Source organism: Lysinibacillus sp. FN11, from assembly GCF_024628845.1.
Lineage (GTDB): Bacteria > Bacillota > Bacilli > Bacillales_A > Planococcaceae > Lysinibacillus > Lysinibacillus capsici.
This window is the reverse complement of the sequence record NZ_CP102383.1, coordinates 3,878,277-3,898,606: the sequence shown is the minus strand read 5'-3', so window position 1 is coordinate 3,898,606 and position 20,330 is coordinate 3,878,277. Positions and strand designations below refer to the sequence as shown.

Annotated in this window: 17 protein-coding genes; 13 read left to right on the top strand and 4 right to left on the bottom strand. The window is 36.9% G+C overall.

The window, feature by feature from the left end:
- The first annotated feature begins 5 nt into the window (after nt 1–5).
- From NP781_RS20500 to NP781_RS20460, 9 genes are all read left to right on the top strand, one after another.
- Nucleotides 6–1,754, top strand: coding sequence for a methyl-accepting chemotaxis protein (locus NP781_RS20500; RefSeq protein WP_257520695.1), 1,749 nt, complete (start codon nt 6–8; stop codon nt 1,752–1,754).
- A 224-nt stretch (nt 1,755–1,978) separates the two neighbouring features.
- On the top strand, nt 1,979–3,721 hold the full coding sequence (locus NP781_RS20495; protein WP_257520694.1) for a methyl-accepting chemotaxis protein: 1,743 nt from the start codon (nt 1,979–1,981) through the stop codon (nt 3,719–3,721).
- A 92-nt stretch (nt 3,722–3,813) separates the two neighbouring features.
- The gene (locus tag NP781_RS20490) at nt 3,814–4,374 is read left to right on the top strand and encodes a YdcF family protein (RefSeq protein ID WP_221681818.1); all 561 of its coding nucleotides are present in this window, start codon (nt 3,814–3,816) and stop codon (nt 4,372–4,374) included.
- Nucleotides 4,375–4,516: 142 nt separating this feature from the next.
- Nucleotides 4,517–6,214, top strand: coding sequence for a M3 family oligoendopeptidase (locus NP781_RS20485; protein WP_257520692.1), 1,698 nt, complete (start codon nt 4,517–4,519; stop codon nt 6,212–6,214).
- A 165-nt stretch (nt 6,215–6,379) separates the two neighbouring features.
- Complete coding sequence (locus tag NP781_RS20480; protein WP_004231912.1) at nt 6,380–7,471, top strand: AI-2E family transporter; 1,092 nt, start codon at nt 6,380–6,382, stop codon at nt 7,469–7,471.
- A gap of 11 nt (nt 7,472–7,482) precedes the next feature.
- Nucleotides 7,483–8,106 carry an NUDIX hydrolase gene (locus NP781_RS20475; protein ID WP_257520691.1) on the top strand — a complete coding sequence of 208 codons (624 nt, stop codon included), beginning with the start codon at nt 7,483–7,485 and terminating at the stop codon, nt 8,104–8,106.
- Between the two features lie 134 nt (nt 8,107–8,240).
- On the top strand, nt 8,241–8,705 hold the full coding sequence (locus NP781_RS20470) for a hypothetical protein (protein ID WP_221681506.1): 465 nt from the start codon (nt 8,241–8,243) through the stop codon (nt 8,703–8,705).
- A gap of 22 nt (nt 8,706–8,727) precedes the next feature.
- On the top strand, nt 8,728–8,919 hold the full coding sequence (locus NP781_RS20465) for a hypothetical protein (RefSeq protein ID WP_004231917.1): 192 nt from the start codon (nt 8,728–8,730) through the stop codon (nt 8,917–8,919).
- Between the two features lie 17 nt (nt 8,920–8,936).
- Nucleotides 8,937–9,545 carry an alpha/beta hydrolase gene (locus tag NP781_RS20460; protein WP_221681505.1) on the top strand — a complete coding sequence of 203 codons (609 nt, stop codon included), beginning with the start codon at nt 8,937–8,939 and terminating at the stop codon, nt 9,543–9,545.
- 46 nt (nt 9,546–9,591) lie between these two features.
- Here the strand turns inward: NP781_RS20460 and NP781_RS20455 are convergent, their stop codons facing one another.
- From NP781_RS20455 to NP781_RS20445, 3 genes are all read right to left on the bottom strand, one after another.
- Entirely contained in the window at nt 9,592–11,703 is a 2,112-nt protein-coding gene (locus NP781_RS20455) for an MMPL family transporter (RefSeq protein ID WP_257520690.1), read from the bottom strand.
- Nucleotides 11,704–11,808: 105 nt separating this feature from the next.
- Nucleotides 11,809–12,825 carry an inorganic phosphate transporter gene (locus tag NP781_RS20450; RefSeq protein ID WP_004231925.1) on the bottom strand — a complete coding sequence of 339 codons (1,017 nt, stop codon included), beginning with the start codon at nt 12,823–12,825 and terminating at the stop codon, nt 11,809–11,811.
- 21 nt (nt 12,826–12,846) lie between these two features.
- On the bottom strand, nt 12,847–13,467 hold the full coding sequence (locus NP781_RS20445) for a DUF47 domain-containing protein (RefSeq protein WP_004231927.1): 621 nt from the start codon (nt 13,465–13,467) through the stop codon (nt 12,847–12,849).
- Between the two features lie 424 nt (nt 13,468–13,891).
- Between NP781_RS20445 and NP781_RS20440 the strand changes: the two genes are divergently transcribed.
- The gene (locus NP781_RS20440; RefSeq protein ID WP_004231931.1) at nt 13,892–14,578 is read left to right on the top strand and encodes an ABC transporter ATP-binding protein; all 687 of its coding nucleotides are present in this window, start codon (nt 13,892–13,894) and stop codon (nt 14,576–14,578) included.
- A 1-nt stretch (nt 14,579) separates the two neighbouring features.
- Entirely contained in the window at nt 14,580–15,899 is a 1,320-nt protein-coding gene (locus tag NP781_RS20435; protein WP_257520689.1) for an ABC transporter permease, read from the top strand.
- 62 nt (nt 15,900–15,961) lie between these two features.
- Here NP781_RS20435 and NP781_RS20430 read toward each other — a convergent pair whose 3' ends face one another.
- On the bottom strand, nt 15,962–17,122 hold the full coding sequence (locus NP781_RS20430; RefSeq protein WP_257520688.1) for a class I SAM-dependent methyltransferase: 1,161 nt from the start codon (nt 17,120–17,122) through the stop codon (nt 15,962–15,964).
- Between the two features lie 198 nt (nt 17,123–17,320).
- Here NP781_RS20430 and putP point away from each other — a divergent pair, with 198 nt between their 5' ends.
- Nucleotides 17,321–18,808: a sodium/proline symporter PutP gene (gene putP, locus NP781_RS20425; protein WP_221681491.1), complete on the top strand. Its 1,488-nt coding sequence runs from the start codon at nt 17,321–17,323 to the stop codon at nt 18,806–18,808.
- A gap of 132 nt (nt 18,809–18,940) precedes the next feature.
- Entirely contained in the window at nt 18,941–20,227 is a 1,287-nt protein-coding gene (gene hflX / locus NP781_RS20420) for a GTPase HflX (RefSeq protein ID WP_257520687.1), read from the top strand.
- Nucleotides 20,228–20,330: the final 103 nt, after the last annotated feature.

Genomic DNA, 20,330 nt, shown 5'->3' with positions numbered 1-20,330 from the left:
AAAGTATGCGAGCGACAGGCAAATTAAGCAATAAAATAGTGTTAATGTCATTGGTAATGTTAGTGGCTTTGTTATCTTTTTTCGTTATAACAACAATCTACACAGCAAAATCATCTGTTAATAAAACCATGGGAACACAGGCAGTTGCAGTTGCTGAGAATATTGCAAAACATCTAAATGCTGCTGAATATGAGCAACTCTCAAAAGAACCAAAAGAATCTAAGTTATATTGGCGACTTCGAGAAGAGCTCAACGAATTACGTGAAATAAATGGTGTTCTCTATGCCTATACTTTTGCAGTACCACAGGAAGATAAAAAGGTACGTTTTTTAGTGGACGGTATGCCAGCAGATGATCAAGAAAATGCTGGAGCTATAGGAGATGAATCCTCCACCACATACTACAAGGATATTGAAAAGGTAAAGAATAATGGAAGTTATTATTCCGCTATTTTACATAGTGATTTTGGAGATTATTTATCTGGTACTGTTCCATTAAAGGATGAGGCAGGGAATATTGTTGCCTTTGTTGGAGTCGATATAGAAGCAACAGAGGTAAGCAATGTTGCGAATGCCGTATTAACGGCTATTTTACCTACATTAATTATTGTCATATTAGCTTTAACTGGTATTGTTATGTTCATCCTATATCGTTATATTAATGGGGCATTAAAACCCCTTGCACATTTAGGTGTTGCAGCACAAAGTTTTGCTCAAGGAAATATTGCTAAGGCAACGATAGAGGTGGAGAAAATTCAGTTAAAAGGAGCAAATGAAATTACAATATTTGCACAATCCTTCAGAGAATCACTACAAAAATTAAAAGAAACTTTCCATACGATTCAACAACGCACATTTGCTTTACAAAATGTTGTTCAAAAAATTGATGAGACTTCTCAACATGTGGAAGAATCAAACGCTCAAATTGCAGATCGAATTATCGAAATTGCTGCTGGTAGTGAGCAACAGCAGCAAAATAATCAAGAGGTTGTATTAACTATGAATGAGATGTCAATTGGTATTCAACGACTGGCTGATACAACTTCAGAAATTGCAGAGTCATCATCAGCAATGACAGGACTTGTGGAAACAAGTGTTAGTCATTCTCAAGAAGTTGTATCTCAAATTCAAAACGTAGAATCTTCTGTTTTACGTACGGCTAATCATGTCGAGGAGATGGGTGATAAGTTCCGCTCAATTGAAGAGATGGTAACCATCATTACGAGTATTGCGGATCAAACCAACTTACTGGCTTTAAACGCTGCAATCGAAGCAGCAAGAGCTGGAGAAGCTGGTAAAGGATTTGCGGTCGTGGCAGATGAAGTTCGTAAACTTGCAGAGATGTCTAAAGCATCTGCTGACGAAATACACATGCATTTAGAAAGCTTTAAGAAGATTACCGATCGAGCATTACAGGAGATGGCTAGTAGTACCATAGATGTACAGACAGGCAATAAATCAGTGCAACACATAGGTGAAAATCTAGAGAAAATATTGCAATCTGTCCTTGAGGTGAATAATAAAATTCAAGATGACTCTGCTGTAATTGAGGAAATGTCAGCAGGCTCTGAGGAAGTATTAGCTACTACCGAACAGATGAATGCCATTGCGAAGCATAGTGTCCTAGGAACAAAGGAAGTAGCAACTGCCTCAGATTTACAAGTAACCATGGTTTCTGAATTAAATGAAGTTGTAACAATATTAGATCAAACATCAAAAGAGGTTATAGAAACGATTAATACATTTAAATTATGATTAGCTTAGAACTATTTCTCTATAAGCTTATGTCTTGTGGAGAAATAGTTCTTTTAATTTTTGGCATTTAAAATTTAACTGGAGGTTAGCATAAAGGCATGAAAACAAACCATATTAAGGGAAATTAGAAAATAATTTGTGCTTTACCCATTGTGAAAACTTTCAAACCATAACATAATAGAAAGTAATATATTGTTGAACGAAGAAAATAGGGGGGCTAAAGTATGAAGTTTTTACGTTCAATACAGGGGAAATTGATTATTATTTCATTGTCACTACTAATTATTCCAAGTTTAATAATTGGTATAGTTAGTTATGGTAAGGCTAAGAATGGGATGGAGGATATAGGAGAGCAGGTACTTTACAATAGTGTTGAATCTGCTTTGCAATTAATCGAGCTCGCAAACGAGAGTGTTGAAAAGGGTGACATTCCCTTAGAGGTTGCACAGGAACGGGTACGAGAAGCATTTCTTGGTCCGAAAGATAGCGAAGGAAAACGGCCTATTAATTATCCTGGTGATTTAGGGGAATATGGCTATATCTATGTGTTGGATGATAAGGGAACATTAACAACACATCCAACACGAGAAGGAGATAATCTTTGGAATGACCAAGATAGCAGTGGCAATTACTTTATTCGAGAAGTAACTGAAAAGGCACTTGATGGTGGTGGTTTTACACAATATGAATTTGAACTACCCGGTCAGGATGTCTTAGCAGATAAAATTATTTATTCTGAGAAAGATCCATATTGGGGATGGATTATTGCATCAGGTACATATATGCAGGATTTTAATGCAGAGGCGAATTCTTTATTGCTAGTAATTGGTTTGACATTAGTAGGTGCCGTCATTATAGGGACGATCGTTGTCATTCTAGTATCAAGACATCTGGCATTACCAGTTCAAAAGTTATCTAAACGTGTGCGTGAAGTAGCAAAAGGGAATTTAACGGTTGAAATTGAGCATTTACAGCGCTCGGATGAAATAGGACAGTTGAATGATGGCTTTAATGAAATGGTACATCAACTTAAAACACTTATTTCAGATGTGGAGGAAGCGATTGTAGAAATACAATCAACTTCAGCAAACTTAACCGCAGTAGCCGAAGAGACAAATGCCTATGGTGATGAAATCGTCAAAGCAATCAATGAAGTATCCAAGGGTGCAGTCAAGCAAGCCTCTGATGCAGAGGATACAAACCGAACGGCTATCGAGTTTGCGCAGCAAATTGAAGGGTTGCATGATAAAAATGAATCAATGTTAGATGCCTCACAGCATATGAAAAAATCAAATGAAGAAGGCCTAGTTAATCTAGAAAGCTTAAAGGATAAGTCGCGGGAATCTTCAAATCTTGTTCAGAATATTCAGTCTGTATTTGGTAGCTTAATTGTCAAGGTACGTGAAATTGAAGGCATCGTGGGGACGATTACAGAGATTTCAGATCAAACGAATTTACTTGCACTTAACGCCTCTATTGAAGCAGCAAGAGCGGGTGAACATGGTAAAGGATTCGCTGTTGTCGCGGAAGAGGTACGTAAACTTGCTGATCAAACCTCTGTAGCAACTGAGCTAGTACGCACGACGCTAAAAGGCATTGAAAGTGAAACAAACTTAGTCAATGATGAAATGCAGAAAACCCATATCATTGTAAGTCAACAAAATGATTCTGTCATGGTAACAGAATCATCCTTTAAAGAAATTAAATTAGCTGTTGAAAAAATCATAGCCATTATAGGCGATACGACAGATAGTGTAGAATATTTAAATAGCTCTAAGAATACGATTATGCATTCGATTGAAAGCATTGCGATGATTAGTGAAAAGAATGCAGCTGCGTCTGAAGAGGTAACAGCCTCTGTAGATGAGCAACAACGCGCAATACAACTCGTTAGCGAATCTTCCAATGATTTAACCGATGAAATAACTGCCTTACAGGAGTCTATTAAACGATTTATATTGAGATAATATCTTTCAGGGTGCTTGGTTAACAAGCATCCTTTTCTTTTTATCATCGTTAATAAAAGGAAAAGGAGGGATGATTTGTGAGAAGATGGTTGATGACAGTTGGTGTTATTTTAATCGGTAGTGGAATCGTTCTTTATATTTGGCTGGGAAAAGAAATTGATCAGGGTATGGAACCGAATGCCAATGGTTCAGCGGATTATATGATTATATTGGGAGCAAAAGTAAGGCCAGGTGGTGTACCCTCGCTTTCATTAAAAAGTAGATTAGAGGTGGCTGTTCCATACTTAACAAAATACCCACATGTTAAGGTCATTGTGTCAGGTGGACAAGGGCCTGATGAAGATCGTACAGAGGCATCTGTAATGCAAGACTATTTGGAACAGCATGGCATCGATGCCACGAGAATTATCATAGAAGACCAGTCTACATCTACTTATGAAAATTTAGTTTTCTCTAAAGAATTATTACCAAAAGAGACAAAGAAAATTACCATCGTTTCAAATGACTTTCATTTGAAGCGTGCAAAATATCTTGCTGAATCGTTAGATTTTGAAGTAGATGTCCTATCAGCAAGAACACCAAAATCAGTAGAAGCAAAATTAAGAATAAGAGAAAGAGCTGCGTTATTAAAAACATATATTGTGGGCTATTAAAACAACAACGCCATTAAATTTAGGAATTGCTTCTTTCTCAAAAAAATCATGACAACAGAAAAGAGATAATTGTTTCTTAATAGATTCTATTTGGCATATAATAGAAATATTACGGGGTATAGGACAGAAAGAGGGGACTTTAATGACAACGTTTAAAGAATATCAATACAGCCGTCCAAATGTGGCATCGATGAAAGAGCAGCAATTAGCACTCATTAAACAATTTAAACAAGCACAATCGATGGACGAGCAAAGTAATATCATTGAAAAGCACAATGCAATTAGTAATGACTTTGCGACTATGGCTAATTTAGTATATATTCGTGCTTCAATCGATACGAACGATGAATTTTATCAAGCAGAACGTGATTATTTCGATGAAGTAGGTCCTGAGTTAGAAGAAGTAACGACGGAATACTATAAAGCTTTAATTGATTCACCATTTCGTGAGCAATTAGAAGAAAAATGGGGTCAGCAATTATTTGATCTAGCAACTTATCAAATTAAAGGCTTCTCACCAGAAGTTATTGATTTGATGCAAAAAGAAAACAGACTTGTTTCTGAGTACAATAAGCTTGTTGCATCTGCACAAATTGACTTTAATGGGGAAACATTAACGCTCGCTCAACTTGGTCCATTTGCAGAGTCAACGGATCGAGAAACACGTAAGGCAGCAACGGATGCTCGTTTTGGCTTCTTTGCACAGCATGAAGATGAATTCGATCGTTTATATGATGAACTTGTCAAGGTACGCCATGAAATTGCAATTAAACTTGGCTATAACAACTATGTTGAACTAGGCTATATTCGTATGAATCGGATTGATTACAATGCTGATATGGTTAAAAAATTCCGTGATCAGGTACGTGATTTAATTGTGCCTGTTGCAACGAAGCTTTACGAGCGTCAGGCCAAGCGAATTGGCATTGAAGATTTTAAATTTTATGATGAAGCACTTAACTTCTTATCAGGTAATGCTACACCAAAAGGGAATCCTGAGTGGATTGTAGCAAACGGTAAAAAAATGTATGAGGAGCTTTCACCTGAAACAGGAGAATTCTTTAATTTCATGATTGACCATGACTTAATGGATCTTGTAGCGAAGAAAGGGAAAGAAAGTGGCGGTTATTGTACGTTTATTGAAAACTATCATTCCCCTTTCATTTTCTCAAATTTTAATGGTACTTCAGGTGACATCGATGTATTAACACATGAAGCTGGACATGCTTTCCAGGTTTATTCAAGTCGTAACATTGGCATTCCTGAGTATTTATGGCCTACCTACGAATCTTGTGAGATTCACTCGATGAGTATGGAATTCTTTACATGGCCTTGGATGGAGCTGTTCTTTGAAGGTGATACAGAGAAATATAAATTTACACATTTAAGTAGTGGTCTTTTATTCTTACCATATGGTGTGGCAGTAGATGAGTTCCAGCATGTTATTTATGAAAATCCAACAATGACTCCTGCTGAACGTAAAGCTGCATGGAAAAAAATTGAGGAAACGTATTTACCACACCGTGACTATGATCATAACAGTTACCTAGAGGCTGGGGGCATTTGGCAACGTCAGGCTCACATCTATGCAAGTCCGTTCTACTACATTGATTACACGTTAGCACAAATTTGTGCCTTCCAATTCTGGAAACGTTCACGTGAAGAATTTGAAGCTGCTTGGAAAGATTATATTCATCTTTGTGGTTTAGGTGGCTCTATGTCCTTTACAAAGCTTGTAAAAGAGGCAGGTTTAATCTCGCCATTTGAGGATGGCTGTGTTGAATCGGTTATAGGAGAAATTGAGACATTCTTAAATTCCATAGATGATTCTTCTCTATAATGGATGACTTAAATTCGTTTCACTTCCACGATAACTATTATTGTGGAAGTGAGCGAATTTTTTAGTTTGTCAGAAGAGTTCTGTAAAAAAATACTAGGATACTTGCGAAATGGTTAATATATCAGTAGTATTTTCAGTAACTGCTATTAAAGGAAGTGAAAGAAAGTGACAAGGAAAGTTTGGTTTCAAGTAGGAGTAGGGATACTACTTACACTATTAATCATTAAATATTTTATAGAAATTCATTGGATTTTTTCACCGCTTGTCATCATATTAAAAGCCATTTTTGTGCCTTTACTACTTGGTGGTGTTCTCTATTATGTGACGGAACCAATTCAGAGATTTTTAGAAAAACGTAGATTTCCTCGATGGGGAAGTATATTGACGATTGTGTTCGGACTAATAGCAATGATAGGTATTTTTGGGTGGATTATTGGTAACCCGATTGCCGAGCAGGTCAATAAATTAGTGAAGAATGCCCCTATGATTAGTACGAGTATTAGTACGAGCATCCAGCAACTAACAGAATATGTAACGCAAAATAAGGATAACTTCCCACAGGAATTAAATGATGTTATTAAAAAAATGGCGAATTCCGTACAGGATATCGCAGTAGTAACGAGTAAGGGATTTGTGTCCTTTTTACAATCGATTGTTTCTGTGTCGTTACTAGCTATTTTAATTCCATTCTTCTTTATTTTTATGCTGAAGGATCATGAGAAGTTTGCTCCATCCATCTATAAATATTTCAGTGGTGAACGTCAGCAATGGGTAAAGAAAACATTAAGTGAGATTGACGATGTATTACGTACCTATATTCAGGGCCAACTGCAAATTAGTTTTTTATTAGCACTAATAATGTATGTAGGCTATTTAATTATCGGATTAGACTATTCGTTATTACTAGTGATTTTTGCATTCTTTATGAATATGATTCCATTTATCGGGCCTTGGATTGCCTTTGCGCCAGCCCTGATTGTGGCAGTTATTCAAGATCCAATTTTAGTGGTGTGGGTTTCGGTTGTGACGCTTGTTGCTCAGCAAATAGACAGCAACTTTATTACACCTAATGTCATGGGGAAATCACTTGATATCCATCCCCTTACCGTTATTACAATTATTTTAGCGGCAGGTAATATAGCAGGTTTTATTGGTATTATTATCGCTGTACCATTTTATGCAGTCTTAAAGGTTATCGTATCCAATATTTATGATCAACGTAATGCGATTAAGAAAAAAGCGACGAAGTCAGTATAGGAGTCGAAACAATGGAACAAGAAATTGTAAAGGTATTTAATGAACAGCATGAGCAAATTGGGACAGCTACGAGAGCGGAAGTGCATGAAAAAGGGCTTTGGCATGAGACTTTTCATTGCTGGCTTGTAAATGAAGATTATATTTATTTTCAAGTACGTAGTTCGCAGAAAAAGGATTATCCAGGGTTACTCGATATTACAGCAGCAGGGCATCTTTTAGCGATTGAGACAGTAGAGTCAGGCATTCGAGAAGTAAAAGAAGAATTAGGACTCAACATTGATGTCCATGAGGTTGTCAAAATGGGCATGACCTCTTGTAGTATCGTTTCTGAAAATATGATCGACAATGAATTTTGTCATGTCTACATATATCCTTTCAAGCATGATTGGGATTCCTTTGCTTTGCAGTATGAAGAAGTATCGGGTGTAGTTAGAGCGAGGCTAAATGAGGCGGAGGCTTTCTTCTTGGGAGAAACGACGACACTTAATATTGAAGGGTATGAATATTTCCCTGATGGTCAACGTGTGAGAATTGTCAGACCAGTAGGTACTGCACAATTTGTTCCGTATCGGGAATTGTATGTTGCACAGGTGATAAAATTCACTCGTGAAAAAATGTTTAATCAAACCTCATAAATTTAAATAGGATAAGCTATAATATTAGCTTGTCCTATTTTCTTGCGCAAAAATGATTTAGAAACGACACGATATAATAAGAAAAAATGAGTTATACTGTTAGATAGATTGTAAAGAAAAGGAGCATTTTTTATATGCTAACATTTGAACAAAAACAAGTGATTATTGAATCGTTTTCTGAGCTAACAAAAAAAGAAGTTTCTTTAAAGCGCCTAAATTATCATTATATGGACAGTCTTTATGAAAAAACGATTGTAGTTGAGAAATTACATCCAAATGGCAATGGCTTTGTCTTTGTGGGAGATTTATTACGCTATGAGAATGAGGCTAATGATAAAGGATTAGTAAATATCCGCGATTACGATGAACAACAACTTCGTGAAATTATTGAAGACGCAATCCAATATTTATCTGAAGAAGTAGAAGAGCAGGAGCCAATTGTAGAGATTTGGCATAGTAGAGATGGTAGTCAGTTACAGCTAGCTTTTGAGCAACGTTCTTGGAACGTGTATCATGGAGACAATCTGGAAGAGGCATTTGGTACGTATGAGGCAGCAAAGGAATATTTACTAGAAGAAGGCTTTCGTACAAAGAAATAAGAAATACGGGGGATCATGTTAGATGAACGGAAAAAAATTAGTGGGAATTGTTATTGTTGTTGTGATTGCTGCATGTTTATTTTCAGTTTATACCATTACTAATTTTTATAAAAACCACGAAGAACAGCCAAATCGTGAAAATCGTGAAATTAATAAGTCAAAGAGCTTGAATTTAATTTTGCCACAAGCTACAATTATCTCGAATTCAAGATAATTGAGAGGTGACTGTCAGTGCAACATATTTATTATAAAGGTACAGACGAAACGAAGCCGACATTATTATTGCTACATGGTACAGGTGGTAATGAGGAAAGTCTTATTGGGCTGGCAAAGGAAATAGATGAAACAGCCAATATTTTAAGTGTTCGCGGAAATGTACTCGAGCATGGAATGCCACGTTTTTTCCGTCGATTAGCCGAAGGTGTCTTTGATATTGAGGATTTAATTTTTCGTACAAAGGAGCTTCATGAATTTTTACAGACGTCAGCACATCAATATGGCTTTGATCGCCAACGAATTGTAGCAATAGGATATTCGAATGGTGCTAATATTGCAGCAAGCTTATTATTCCACTACGATGATGCGTTAGCTGGAGCTATTTTGCATCATCCAATGGTACCAAGGCGTGGTATTGAATTACCGCAACTTTCTCCAACACCTGTGTTTATCGGTGCGGGTACGAATGATCCGATGTGTACAGCACAGGAATCTGAGGATTTAGAAACCCTTTTAAGTGCTGCAGGTGCAACAGTAACGACGAAATGGTTTAATTTTGGTCATCAACTAACAATGCCTGAAGTACAAGCAGCAAAAGAATGGTATAACAGCATCTACGCTTAATTGAAAAATCCACCTCCGTTTATAAGGGAGGTGGATTTTCATTATGTTATTTACTTTTCTTTGAGAAAGGAAGCCACCAGTTCCAATCACCAAATAGCTTCATGAGACTAGGCACAAGCATAAGACGAATAATCGTTGCATCAATAGCGACAGCAATAGCGATACCCACACCAATTTGCTTCACAGGCATGACATCTGTGAAGGCAAATGCACCTGTAATAACAATCATGATAAGCGCTGCCGATGTAATTATTCGGCTAGTGGATGTTAAGCCATCAATTGTTGCACGCGTATTATCGGAGCCCTTTAAATATTCCTCTTGGATACGAGAAATTAAAAAGACTTCGTAGTCCATACTTAAGCCAAAAACAAGACAAAAAACAATAACTGGAATGATTAGTACAATGGAGCTTGCTTCAATACCAAAATGACCATATTGGAAAATATAAACGAGTATACCGAATGCAGATGAAAGCCCAATAATGTTCATGATTATTGCCTTTAACGGAATTAAGATAGAACGGAATGCCAACATTAAAATAAAGAATGTGGAAACGATAATAATCGCTATAGCTAAAACAATTTTATTAGCAATTTCATCAAAAATTTCTTGGTTGAATTTAGCTGGTCCACCAAGTGCAAAATCCACGCCCAGGTCTTTGTCCATCCATGTTCGGGCAAATTTTTGAGCTGTAGAGGAAGAACCTGCTGCATCAATTGTAATGGGGACAAATAGCTGTGTATCCTTCGAGAATGAATTAATAACAGGTTTTAATTGTTCTGCAACCTGTGGAATAGCTAAAGAAGCAGAAAGCTCCTCTGGTGTTTGAATGTTAGCAGCTGTATAAATAGTCGAAACATTAGTCACTAACGGGTCCTTTAATAGCTTTTCTTGAATAGTATAAATTAGCTCTCTACCCTCAGTATCCTCCCAGCCACCTTTTCGTTCAGCTAACAAATATAATGTAGAGGATTCACCTAGTCCAAACGTTTCATCTAATTTATCGTATGCAGCACGTGCATCATATTTCGTAGGTAAGGAGTCCACCTGTGGAATGGTTAATTGGATATCCTTTAAAGGGATCATGCCAATGCCTAGTAATAATAATGCTGAAATCACTATAGCTACTGGATGTTTCATGACAAAACCTGCAAAGCCACGCCAACGATTTGCCCCACCTGGTTTAACGCGTATTAAGCGCCATTTATTAAGTCTATCTCCTAATAGCATCATAGTGGCAGGAAGTAATGTTAAGCCAGAAAGAACGGCTAACAGGACGACTATAGTGCCTCCTAGGGCGATATTATGAAAAATTTCTACATCAATGACAATCATCGCACCTAAGCCAATCATGACACAGACTGCGGAGAAAATGATAGAACGACCTGCTGTCTGAATAGCAGTTTGAATGGCTTGAGTAATAGAAGTATGTGTGCGTTCTTCTCGGTAACGATTAATAAATAGCAACGCAAAATCAATACTTAAAGCCAGCCCAAGCATTGGAACAATATTTAAGACGAAAATAGATAGATTTACATTAGCACTGAGCAGTGTCATCATACCAAAGGCGGTAATCACTGTCACAACACCAATGATGATTGGCAAAATAGAAGCAACAACTGTACCAAATGCTAATAAGAGAACCACAATGGCAATTGGCAATCCAATGGCCTCAGCTGATGCCAAATCCTTTTGACTAGCAGTATTTATGTCGGCAGAAATAACAGGCCCTCCAGTGATACTAATACCGTCTTTTTCAATCAATGAACGGAATTCCTCAACAATGTCAGGAAGGTTTTCTACATCGTTCTTTATGTGAACCATAGCATAGGCAATGCCATCTTTCCGTAAAGAGGAGTCTTCTAAAGGTGATTGAATAGAATGAATCTCTTTTATGTTATCTAATTTTTTTAAAGTGTCTTTAATTTGCTGATCTTCAGCTGGATCAAAGACAACCAAAATCGTATTAGATGGTAAATCAAATTTTTCTGCTAGCTCGTTGGTAACATAGTTATGATCTGCTTCGACAAAGAAACCATCACCTTGAAGTTTGCCTGGAAGCTGTAAAGCAAAGTACGCCATTGCTAGAAAAATAATAAGCCATATGACTACGATTGCTTTCGCATGTGCTGTAATAAAAGCTGAAAAAGTTTTCATAGTTGTTTATACATCCCCCTTTTCAATTAGTGTAAAGGATGTGTCACATTTTGTCGTGTGACAAAGTAAAGACTCCCATCCACTTTTTGGACAGGAGTCTTACTATTAAAAGAATAATGATAATATGAAATAAATAACAGATGCCATGACAGCTGAAATTGGCATTGTAATCACCCATGTAGTAACAATCTTTCGAGCCATCCCCCAGTTTACACCACGCACACGCTGTGCTGAACCGACACCCATAATGGATGAAGAAATGACATGTGTTGTTGATACAGGTAAGTGGATTAGCGTAGCGCCAAAAATAACAGTAGCCGATGCTAAATCTGCCGCAACACCATTAACAGGGCGGATTTTCATAATCTTACCGCCAACCGTTTTAATGATTTTATAACCACCAATTGAGGTACCTAGCCCCATTGCTGTAGCTGCAGCAGCACGCACCCAGAAAGGTATTTCATCTCCAGTGTGCAAGCCACCAGCGATTAACGCCATCGTCATAATCCCCATCGCTTTTTGCGCATCATTTGTACCATGGGTGAATGATTGGATGGCAGCAGTAAAAATTTGCATTGTACGGAAACCTTTATTTGTCCGATATAAATTTAAATTTTTAAACCAGAGTTTAAAAAGAGTCATCATAATAAAGCCTGCACAAATAGCAAGTAAAGGTGAAAACACTAAAGCCATGATGATTTTAGTAAAGCCGCCATAGTTTAACACATTAAAACCAGCGGATGCGATTGCAGCACCGGCAATAGACCCAATCAATGTGTGTGAAGAACTTGACGGAATACCGAAATACCATGTCAATAAATTCCAAATTATAGCTGAAATTAATGCAGCTAAAATAACGACTGAGCCAGTTGTGTCTCCTTCAAAAGCATTTAATGCAAAAGGATCTACAATATCTTTTGTTAGAGCTTTTGCAACCCCTACAAAGGTGATAGCACCAATAAAGTTCATAGTTGCCGCCATGATGATTGCCGTGCGAGGTGGCAAAGCTCTAGTAGAAACCGAAGTTGCAATAGCATTTGCTGTATCATGGAAGCCATTGATAAAGTCAAATGTTAGGGCAAAGATGACGACCAGTACGGTTAATATAATGATTGTGTTCATTGTAAAGTGCCCATCTCCTAATTATGCGTTACGCATGATAATTGTTTCCATAGTATTTGCTACGTTTTGACAATGATCAGCGATATCTTCAAGTTGTTCATAAATATCCTTAAATTTAATGAGGCGGATTGGATCCTTTTCATTTAAAAATAACTTCTTAATAGAAGTACGTTGTACCTCATCACATTCACGTTCATAGTCTTTAATAAGAATTGCGTGTGGACGCATGCCAATTAGATTCTTTTTCTTTAACTCTTCTGTCGCTTTGACTATTTCATCAGCACTTTTTGAAATAAACCCTAAGAAAATGCGCATAGATTCATCAATCTCAGTGAGCGAAAACATTTCAAAGTGTGCAATACAGTGTTCTGTTCCATCTAAAACATCATCCATACGAATGGCGAGCTCTAAAATATCCTCACGTTCAATAGGTGTCATAAATGATTTGTTTAACATGACAATCAGTTCATGAATAAGCTTATCACCAGCAGTTTCATAATTTTTCATTGTAATGCTAATCTCTTTTAGGTCAGCTACACTGTTAATACGAAAATCATTTGCGTAATGTACAGCCTCTCTCATATTTTCAGCAATTTTATGCAATGCAATAAAGAAAGGGTCTTGTTTTTTTGAGTTAAGCATGTGAATCGAATCCTCCTGGATATAAATAAATTAATCGACCTCTAAACTTTACTATCATAACAAAATCTTTAATTTATCTACATAAAAATTTACTATTCGACATGAAAATTTACATTGCTGTAATATATTATTTGTTCACAAAATGTGAGGTAATCTAGCTGTATTTATTTTTATGAGTACAGAAAAACCCTGTTATAAATGGATATTCTTCTATAACGGTGACTTATTAGTACAGATTAAGACGCGAAAGAGGATAGAAGATAATAAAAATAACGTATTGGAATTGTAAAGGTATTGTAAATTCATTTGATAACCAGAAGAGTACCTTCTTATTCTTAAGAATATCTTCATTTTTATCCTCCCTCTTTATTAAGAATTGTTTTCTACAATGGAAAATGAATAGGAAAGGAGCGTTTATTAACTAATGATTCAGGTTGAAAACTTACAACATACATTTTTAATTGGAAAACGAGGGAAGGAAAAGCAAGTACCAGTATTGAAAGGTGTGAACTTCGAGGTCAATAAAGGAGAAATTGTTGCTATTGTAGGTAAAAGTGGCTCAGGAAAATCGACCTTATTACAAGTTCTAGCTGGTTTTATGAAAGCTGAACAGGGCTCTATTAAAGTAAATGGAAAGGAAACAGCCCATCTAACTGAAACAGAAAGTGCTGCCTTCCGTTTACGTCAATTCGGTTTTATTTTTCAAAACTTCCAATTGATGCCTGGTTTAACTGCTTTTGAAAATATCGAATTACCTTTAAAGCTACAGGGTTTGCGTAAGGCTATGCGCAAAGAAAAAGTGAAGAAATTAATGGACAAGGTTGGTTTGACAGAAGTAGCAGACCATTATCCCAATGAATTGTCAGGTGGACAGCAACAGCGTGTCAGCATTGCACGAGCACTTATTACGAATCCTCCTATATTACTTGCTGATGAGCCAACAGGGAGTCTCGATTCAGAAACCGAGCAGGATATCTTATTGCTTATTCAAAGTTTAAATCGTGAATTAGGGCTAACTTTTGTCATTATCACGCACGATGAAGAAGTAGCTACTATCGCACATAGACGCTTCCGCATGTACGATGGAGAACTTGTAAAGGAGGAAGCTTAACATGTTATTTAAGGATCAATTAGATTTTGTAACACAGCATATCAAGAAAAATAAGCTGCGTGTGTTTATGACGATACTAGCTGCAACGATGGGCTGTGCCTTTTTAATCGTGCTAGCATCTGTTGGTTTTGGTTTACAGGAATCTTTACGCAATGAAATTCTTTCAAACGAAACAGTTACAAAAATTCAAGTATATGGTGATAAGCAATTAACTGAAGACCAAGTACAAGAAATTAAAAAAATGGAACATGTAGAAACAGTGCTTGAAACAATTAGTGTCAATGCTACCGCACAATCATTTTTTGAAGACCGTGATGCAACTTCTAATTTAATATTGTCAGATATGCAGGACTTTGAACAGGTAAATGGAAAGCTTGCAAAAGGGCGTTACCCAACAAAATCTAATGAAATTGTTGTAGGCTATCATTTTGCTCAAACATTATTGAATGACACAGAACGTGATGTCATTGCGGAAAAAAGTAAAAAGGCTGAAGCAGAGGGTACGTATTATGATGGTAGTGAAGAGGGCTATAAAGAATCATTGATTGGAAAGAACATTGATCTGTCCTTAGTTCCTCACACGGGTAAAAATGATGAAACGCAAAAAATGAGCTATACAATTGTTGGTGTAATGGAGAAACCTTCTTATGATTGGATGGTTGATAACGCTATTCATATGGATAAAGAGCAAAAGAAAGTATGGGTTAAAAATTTATCAACAGATAGTAACATGGCAGAGGATGAGCTGTTTTACTCTGAATTTAATATTTATGCGGATACTTTAGAAAACGTAAAGCCGATTTTAGAGAAGTTAAAAGATAAGGGCTATAGCGTATATTCAGTAACAGAGCAACTATATCAAATGAATGTATTTTTCCTTGTATTAAAAATTGGCTTAATCTTTGTTGGCACAATTGCTGTGTTGATTGCTTCCATTGGTATTTTTAATACAATGACAATGGCTGTCACAGAGCGAACACGTGAAATTGGTGTGCTAAAGGCAATTGGGGCAAGTCCGAAGCTTATTCAACGATTATTTTTAATGGAAAGCACATTTATCGGTATTTTTGGTACGCTAATTGCGGTTGTCATCTCGTATGCTATTAGCTTTGCAGCTAATGCAGCATTACCATTAATTCTTAAGGCGGCAACAGGGGAGGAAGCGTTTGCAACAAATGATATAACATTTTCTCTTATTCCATGGCAACTAGTCATTATTGCAGCGGCCATTAGTGTTGGCGTAGCGATGGTTTCAGGTTATCGCCCAGCACGTAAAGCAACTAAAATCGACGTTATTCAAGCTTTACGACAAGAGTTATAATAAAAAAGGCGGTCCAATCAACATTGGATCGCCTTTTATTTGGACAGAAGTACATCTGTACGTTATAAATACTCTTTTAACTCATTCGCTAAAAATGGTGTTGCATTCAATAATTTTAAGAAGGCATCATAGCTGGCACGTTGCTCTTCATTTGGTTTTTGACCTGTTTGATAGGCTCGAATTAAAATGTTTTTCGGTGTATTCTCCATATCGATAAACTCTAAAAGCTGTGCCTCATAGCCAACAAGCGATAAAATTTCAGCTCGAATAGCATCTGTAGCAAGTGCCGCAAATCGCTCTCGAACAAGTCCATGTTGCAACATAATATCGAGATCAGGTGTATTTAGTTGACGATTTAACTCATGCTGACAGCAAGGCACACTTAGAATGACACTTGCCCCCCATTTCACAGCACGAGCCAAGGCCATATCTGTTGCTACATCGCATGCATGGAGTGTCACCACCATATCTACAGCACTTTCATCATTATAATCATTGATATCTCCTACAAGAAATTCTAGCTGATCATAGCCTAGATCCTGTGCTATTCTTGAGCATTCTTCAATAACCTCTTTTTTTAAATCTAAACCAGTAACACGAATGTCTAAGCCCTTTTCGATTTTTAAATAATGATACAAAGCAAAGGTTAAGTAGGATTTACCTGAACCAAAATCTAAAATCCTCACCTGTCGATCCTGAGGTAAATATGTTAAGGCATCATCAATAAATTCAATGAAGCGGTTAATCTGTTTAAATTTATCATACTTTTGTTTCTTAACCTTTCCTTCTTCTGTTTGCACCCCCAGTCGTATTAAAAATGGATAGGGTTGATCATCAGATAGTAAATAATTTTTTTTACGATTATGGCTTAAATGGACTTGTTTAGGTGAAGCCGTTTTATCTGATTTCCAAAGGACTTTGTTCTTTTTTGATAATTGCACTTGTACCGTTTCATCTACGAAATCAATATGAGCTTGACGATACTCCTCAAAAAATGTGTCAAGCTTGGAAGAAAAATGAGCCAATAGAATATTTTCATGTTTTAAAATACGTTCATATTGGTACTCAATTTGTATATGGTACTGATTCTTTAACATTAATGGTTTTAATTTTATACGTTTTATTTCATTTGATTTCATACGTGGTTGACTGATTGTAGCTGTGACAAGCTTTTGTTGCAAAATTTGCTCAGTGAGTAGAGCTTTCATTTCTTCAAAGGTCATACATTTTCGCCTACTTTACTGTGTAATAGATGGCACTAGTTTAACACATTTTATAATAGACAATGGCATCTTTGGTATTCGGAATTAATTTAATAAAAATTCCGAGTATTTATAGGTGGAATTATATATTCGTGGTATCTTAAATACAGTAATTCTTTTTGAATTGGTGATACTAAGGATTAATAAGGAGGAGAAAATATGTCGGATAACATGTATCAATTATTAGCGATTATTATTTATATGATCGCCATGCTAGCAATTGGCTGGTATGCATTTGTTAAAACATCGAATTTAACAGATTATATGCTTGGCGGTCGTTCCTTAGGTCCTGCGGTTACTGCGCTAAGTGCGGGTGCTGCGGATATGTCTGGCTGGCTCCTAATGGGCTTACCAGGTGCGATATTTTTATCAGGTCTTGTGGAGGCTTGGATTGCAATTGGATTAACAATAGGAGCTTACCTAAACTGGCTACTTGTGGCACCGCGTTTACGGGTATATACACAGGTTACAAATGATTCCATTACTATTCCAAGTTATTTGGATAATCGATTACGTGATCATACAAAGCTTATTAGGATTGCTTCAGGTATCATCATCCTCATATTCTTTACATTTTATGTATCGTCAGGAATGGTAGCAGGGGGCAAGTTTTTCGATAGTTCTTTTGGTTATGAATACCATACAGGCTTATTAATTGTGTCAGCTGTAGTTGTAGCATACACTCTTTTTGGCGGATTTTTAGCGGTAAGTTATACAGACTTCTTACAAGGTCTTATTATGTTTTTAGCACTTATTATGGTACCAATATTTGGCTTGTTTGTAACAGGTGGCATAGGGGAAACTATTTCGTCTATAAAATCTGTTGATCCAGATCTTCTAAATTTATTACCAGCCACTGCGACAGCAGCAGGGATCATTTCTTCAGTTGCTTGGGGACTAGGCTATTTTGGACAGCCTCATATTATCGTCCGCTTTATGGCGATTAGTTCCGTTAAAGAAACGAAGCAAGCACGACGCATTGGTATTGGCTGGATGATGTTAAGTTTATTTGGAGCTATTGGAACTGCCTTGGTGGGTGTAGCTTATTATCAGCAAAATGCGGGTGAGCTAAAAGACGCTGAAACTGTATTTATTGTACTTGGACAGATTTTATTCCATCCATTTATAGCAGGTATTATGCTGGCGGCAATTTTAGCAGCTGTTATGAGTACAATTTCTTCTCAATTAATTGTAACTTCTTCGGCGCTTGTAGAGGATATTTATAAAGCATTATTTAATAAAACAGCAGACGATAAGCATTACGTTTTTGTTGGGCGTATGGCTGTATTAGTTGTTGCAATTATTGCAGCAATCCTAGCGTGGAATCCAGATAGTTCTATCTTAAGCTTAGTTGGCTTTGCTTGGGCAGGATTTGGTGCAGCCTTCGGACCTGTTATTTTACTTTCTTTATATTGGAGAAAGCTAACGAACTACGGAGCACTTAGCGGAATGGTAACAGGGGCTGCAACTGCGTTTATTTGGGGTAAAGTAGATGCTTTATCAAGTGCGTTGTACGAAATTGTTCCTGGCTTCATTGTTTGTTTAATTGTTGCGGTTGTTGTCAGTATGCTGACATATAAACCAAATAAAGAAATTGAAGAAGAGTTCACACGCTCAGAAGCCCTACTAAAAGAAGAAAGAAAATAGTTGTGATGCGCCTCTCCATGAGGCGCATTTTTAAAAAAGTTAACGATGATCTTCAAATACGAAAAAGGGTCTATTATGGTAAGATGAAGAAAATTTGTCGTAGCGACACCAAGCTTTGGTGGGAGGTTTCTAATGGATAGAATTAAGGAAGTTGATGTATTAATTGAAAAGGCCATACTAGTTGGCGTAAATTTACGAAATGATAAGCACTTTGATTATTCTATGGAAGAGTTACAAAATTTAGCTGAGGCCTTGCATGTAGAAGTAGTGGGGACTGTCACGCAAAATTTGGAACGTGTGACACCTTCCCATTATGTGGGTACAGGTAAAATAGAAGAAATCAAAAATTTTTATGAAGAAGCACAAGCAAACCTCGTTATTTTTAATGATGAACTGTCTCCTTCGCAAATCCGTAATTTAGAGCGTGATTTAGCAACGAAGGTCATAGATCGAACAATGCTTATTTTAGATATTTTTGGAAGGCGCGCAAAAACACGTGAAGCCCAAATGCAGGTGGAATTAGCACAGCTTCAATATATGCTACCTCGTTTAGTGGGTTTGCATGCCTCTTTAAGCCGTCAGGGTGGAGGTACTGGGGGAGGCTTTAAAAACCGTGGTGCGGGTGAGACAAAGCTGGAATTGGATCGACGAAAAATTGAAGATCAAATTGCTAAAATTAAAAAGGATTTAGAGCACGTTAAGGAACAGAGAGAAACGCAGCGTAAACAGCGTCGTAAAAATGCTCTTCCGGTTGTATCGATTGTTGGCTATACAAATGCTGGGAAATCAACGATTATGAATCAACTTCTTACACAAATAGGACAAGAAGAGCATAAGCAAGTCTTTGAGAAGGATATGCTTTTTGCTACCCTTGAAACTTCTGTTCGTCAGATTGAACTACCTGATAAGAAGACTTTTTTACTGACAGACACTGTAGGCTTTGTTAGTAAATTACCTCACCATTTAGTGAAGGCATTTCGCTCCACTTTGGAAGAGGCCAGAGATGCGGATCTTTTACTCCATGTGGTGGATGTTTCTAATACTGAGCACGGATTTATGATGGATGTGACGAATGAAACACTAAAAGCAGTTGGTGTTGAGGACATTCCTACAATCTATGTGTACAATAAAGCAGATATAGCGGATGTTCCATATCCTGTGGTAAGTGGAGATAATATTTGGATTTCAGCAAAGCAGGGGGATGGATTAGAAGAATTAGTACAGCTAATTCGTCAACACATCTTCTCGCACTATGTAACGTGTGACATGTTAATACCTTATGATCATGGGAACGTTGTTTCTTATTTAAATGAGAATGCCTCTGTTTTTAATACAGCCTATGAAGAGGGTGGGACATTATTGTCTCTTGAAGTAAAAGCAGCAGATTACGCAAAGTATCAGCACTATGTTATTAATTAAAAAATGTACTTCCCAAAGCATGCCAAAAGATTTTTGGCATGCTTTTTGTGATTAGAGGGAATAGTAGAATCTAGAACAAAGGTAAAACTGTACTCGGGAAATT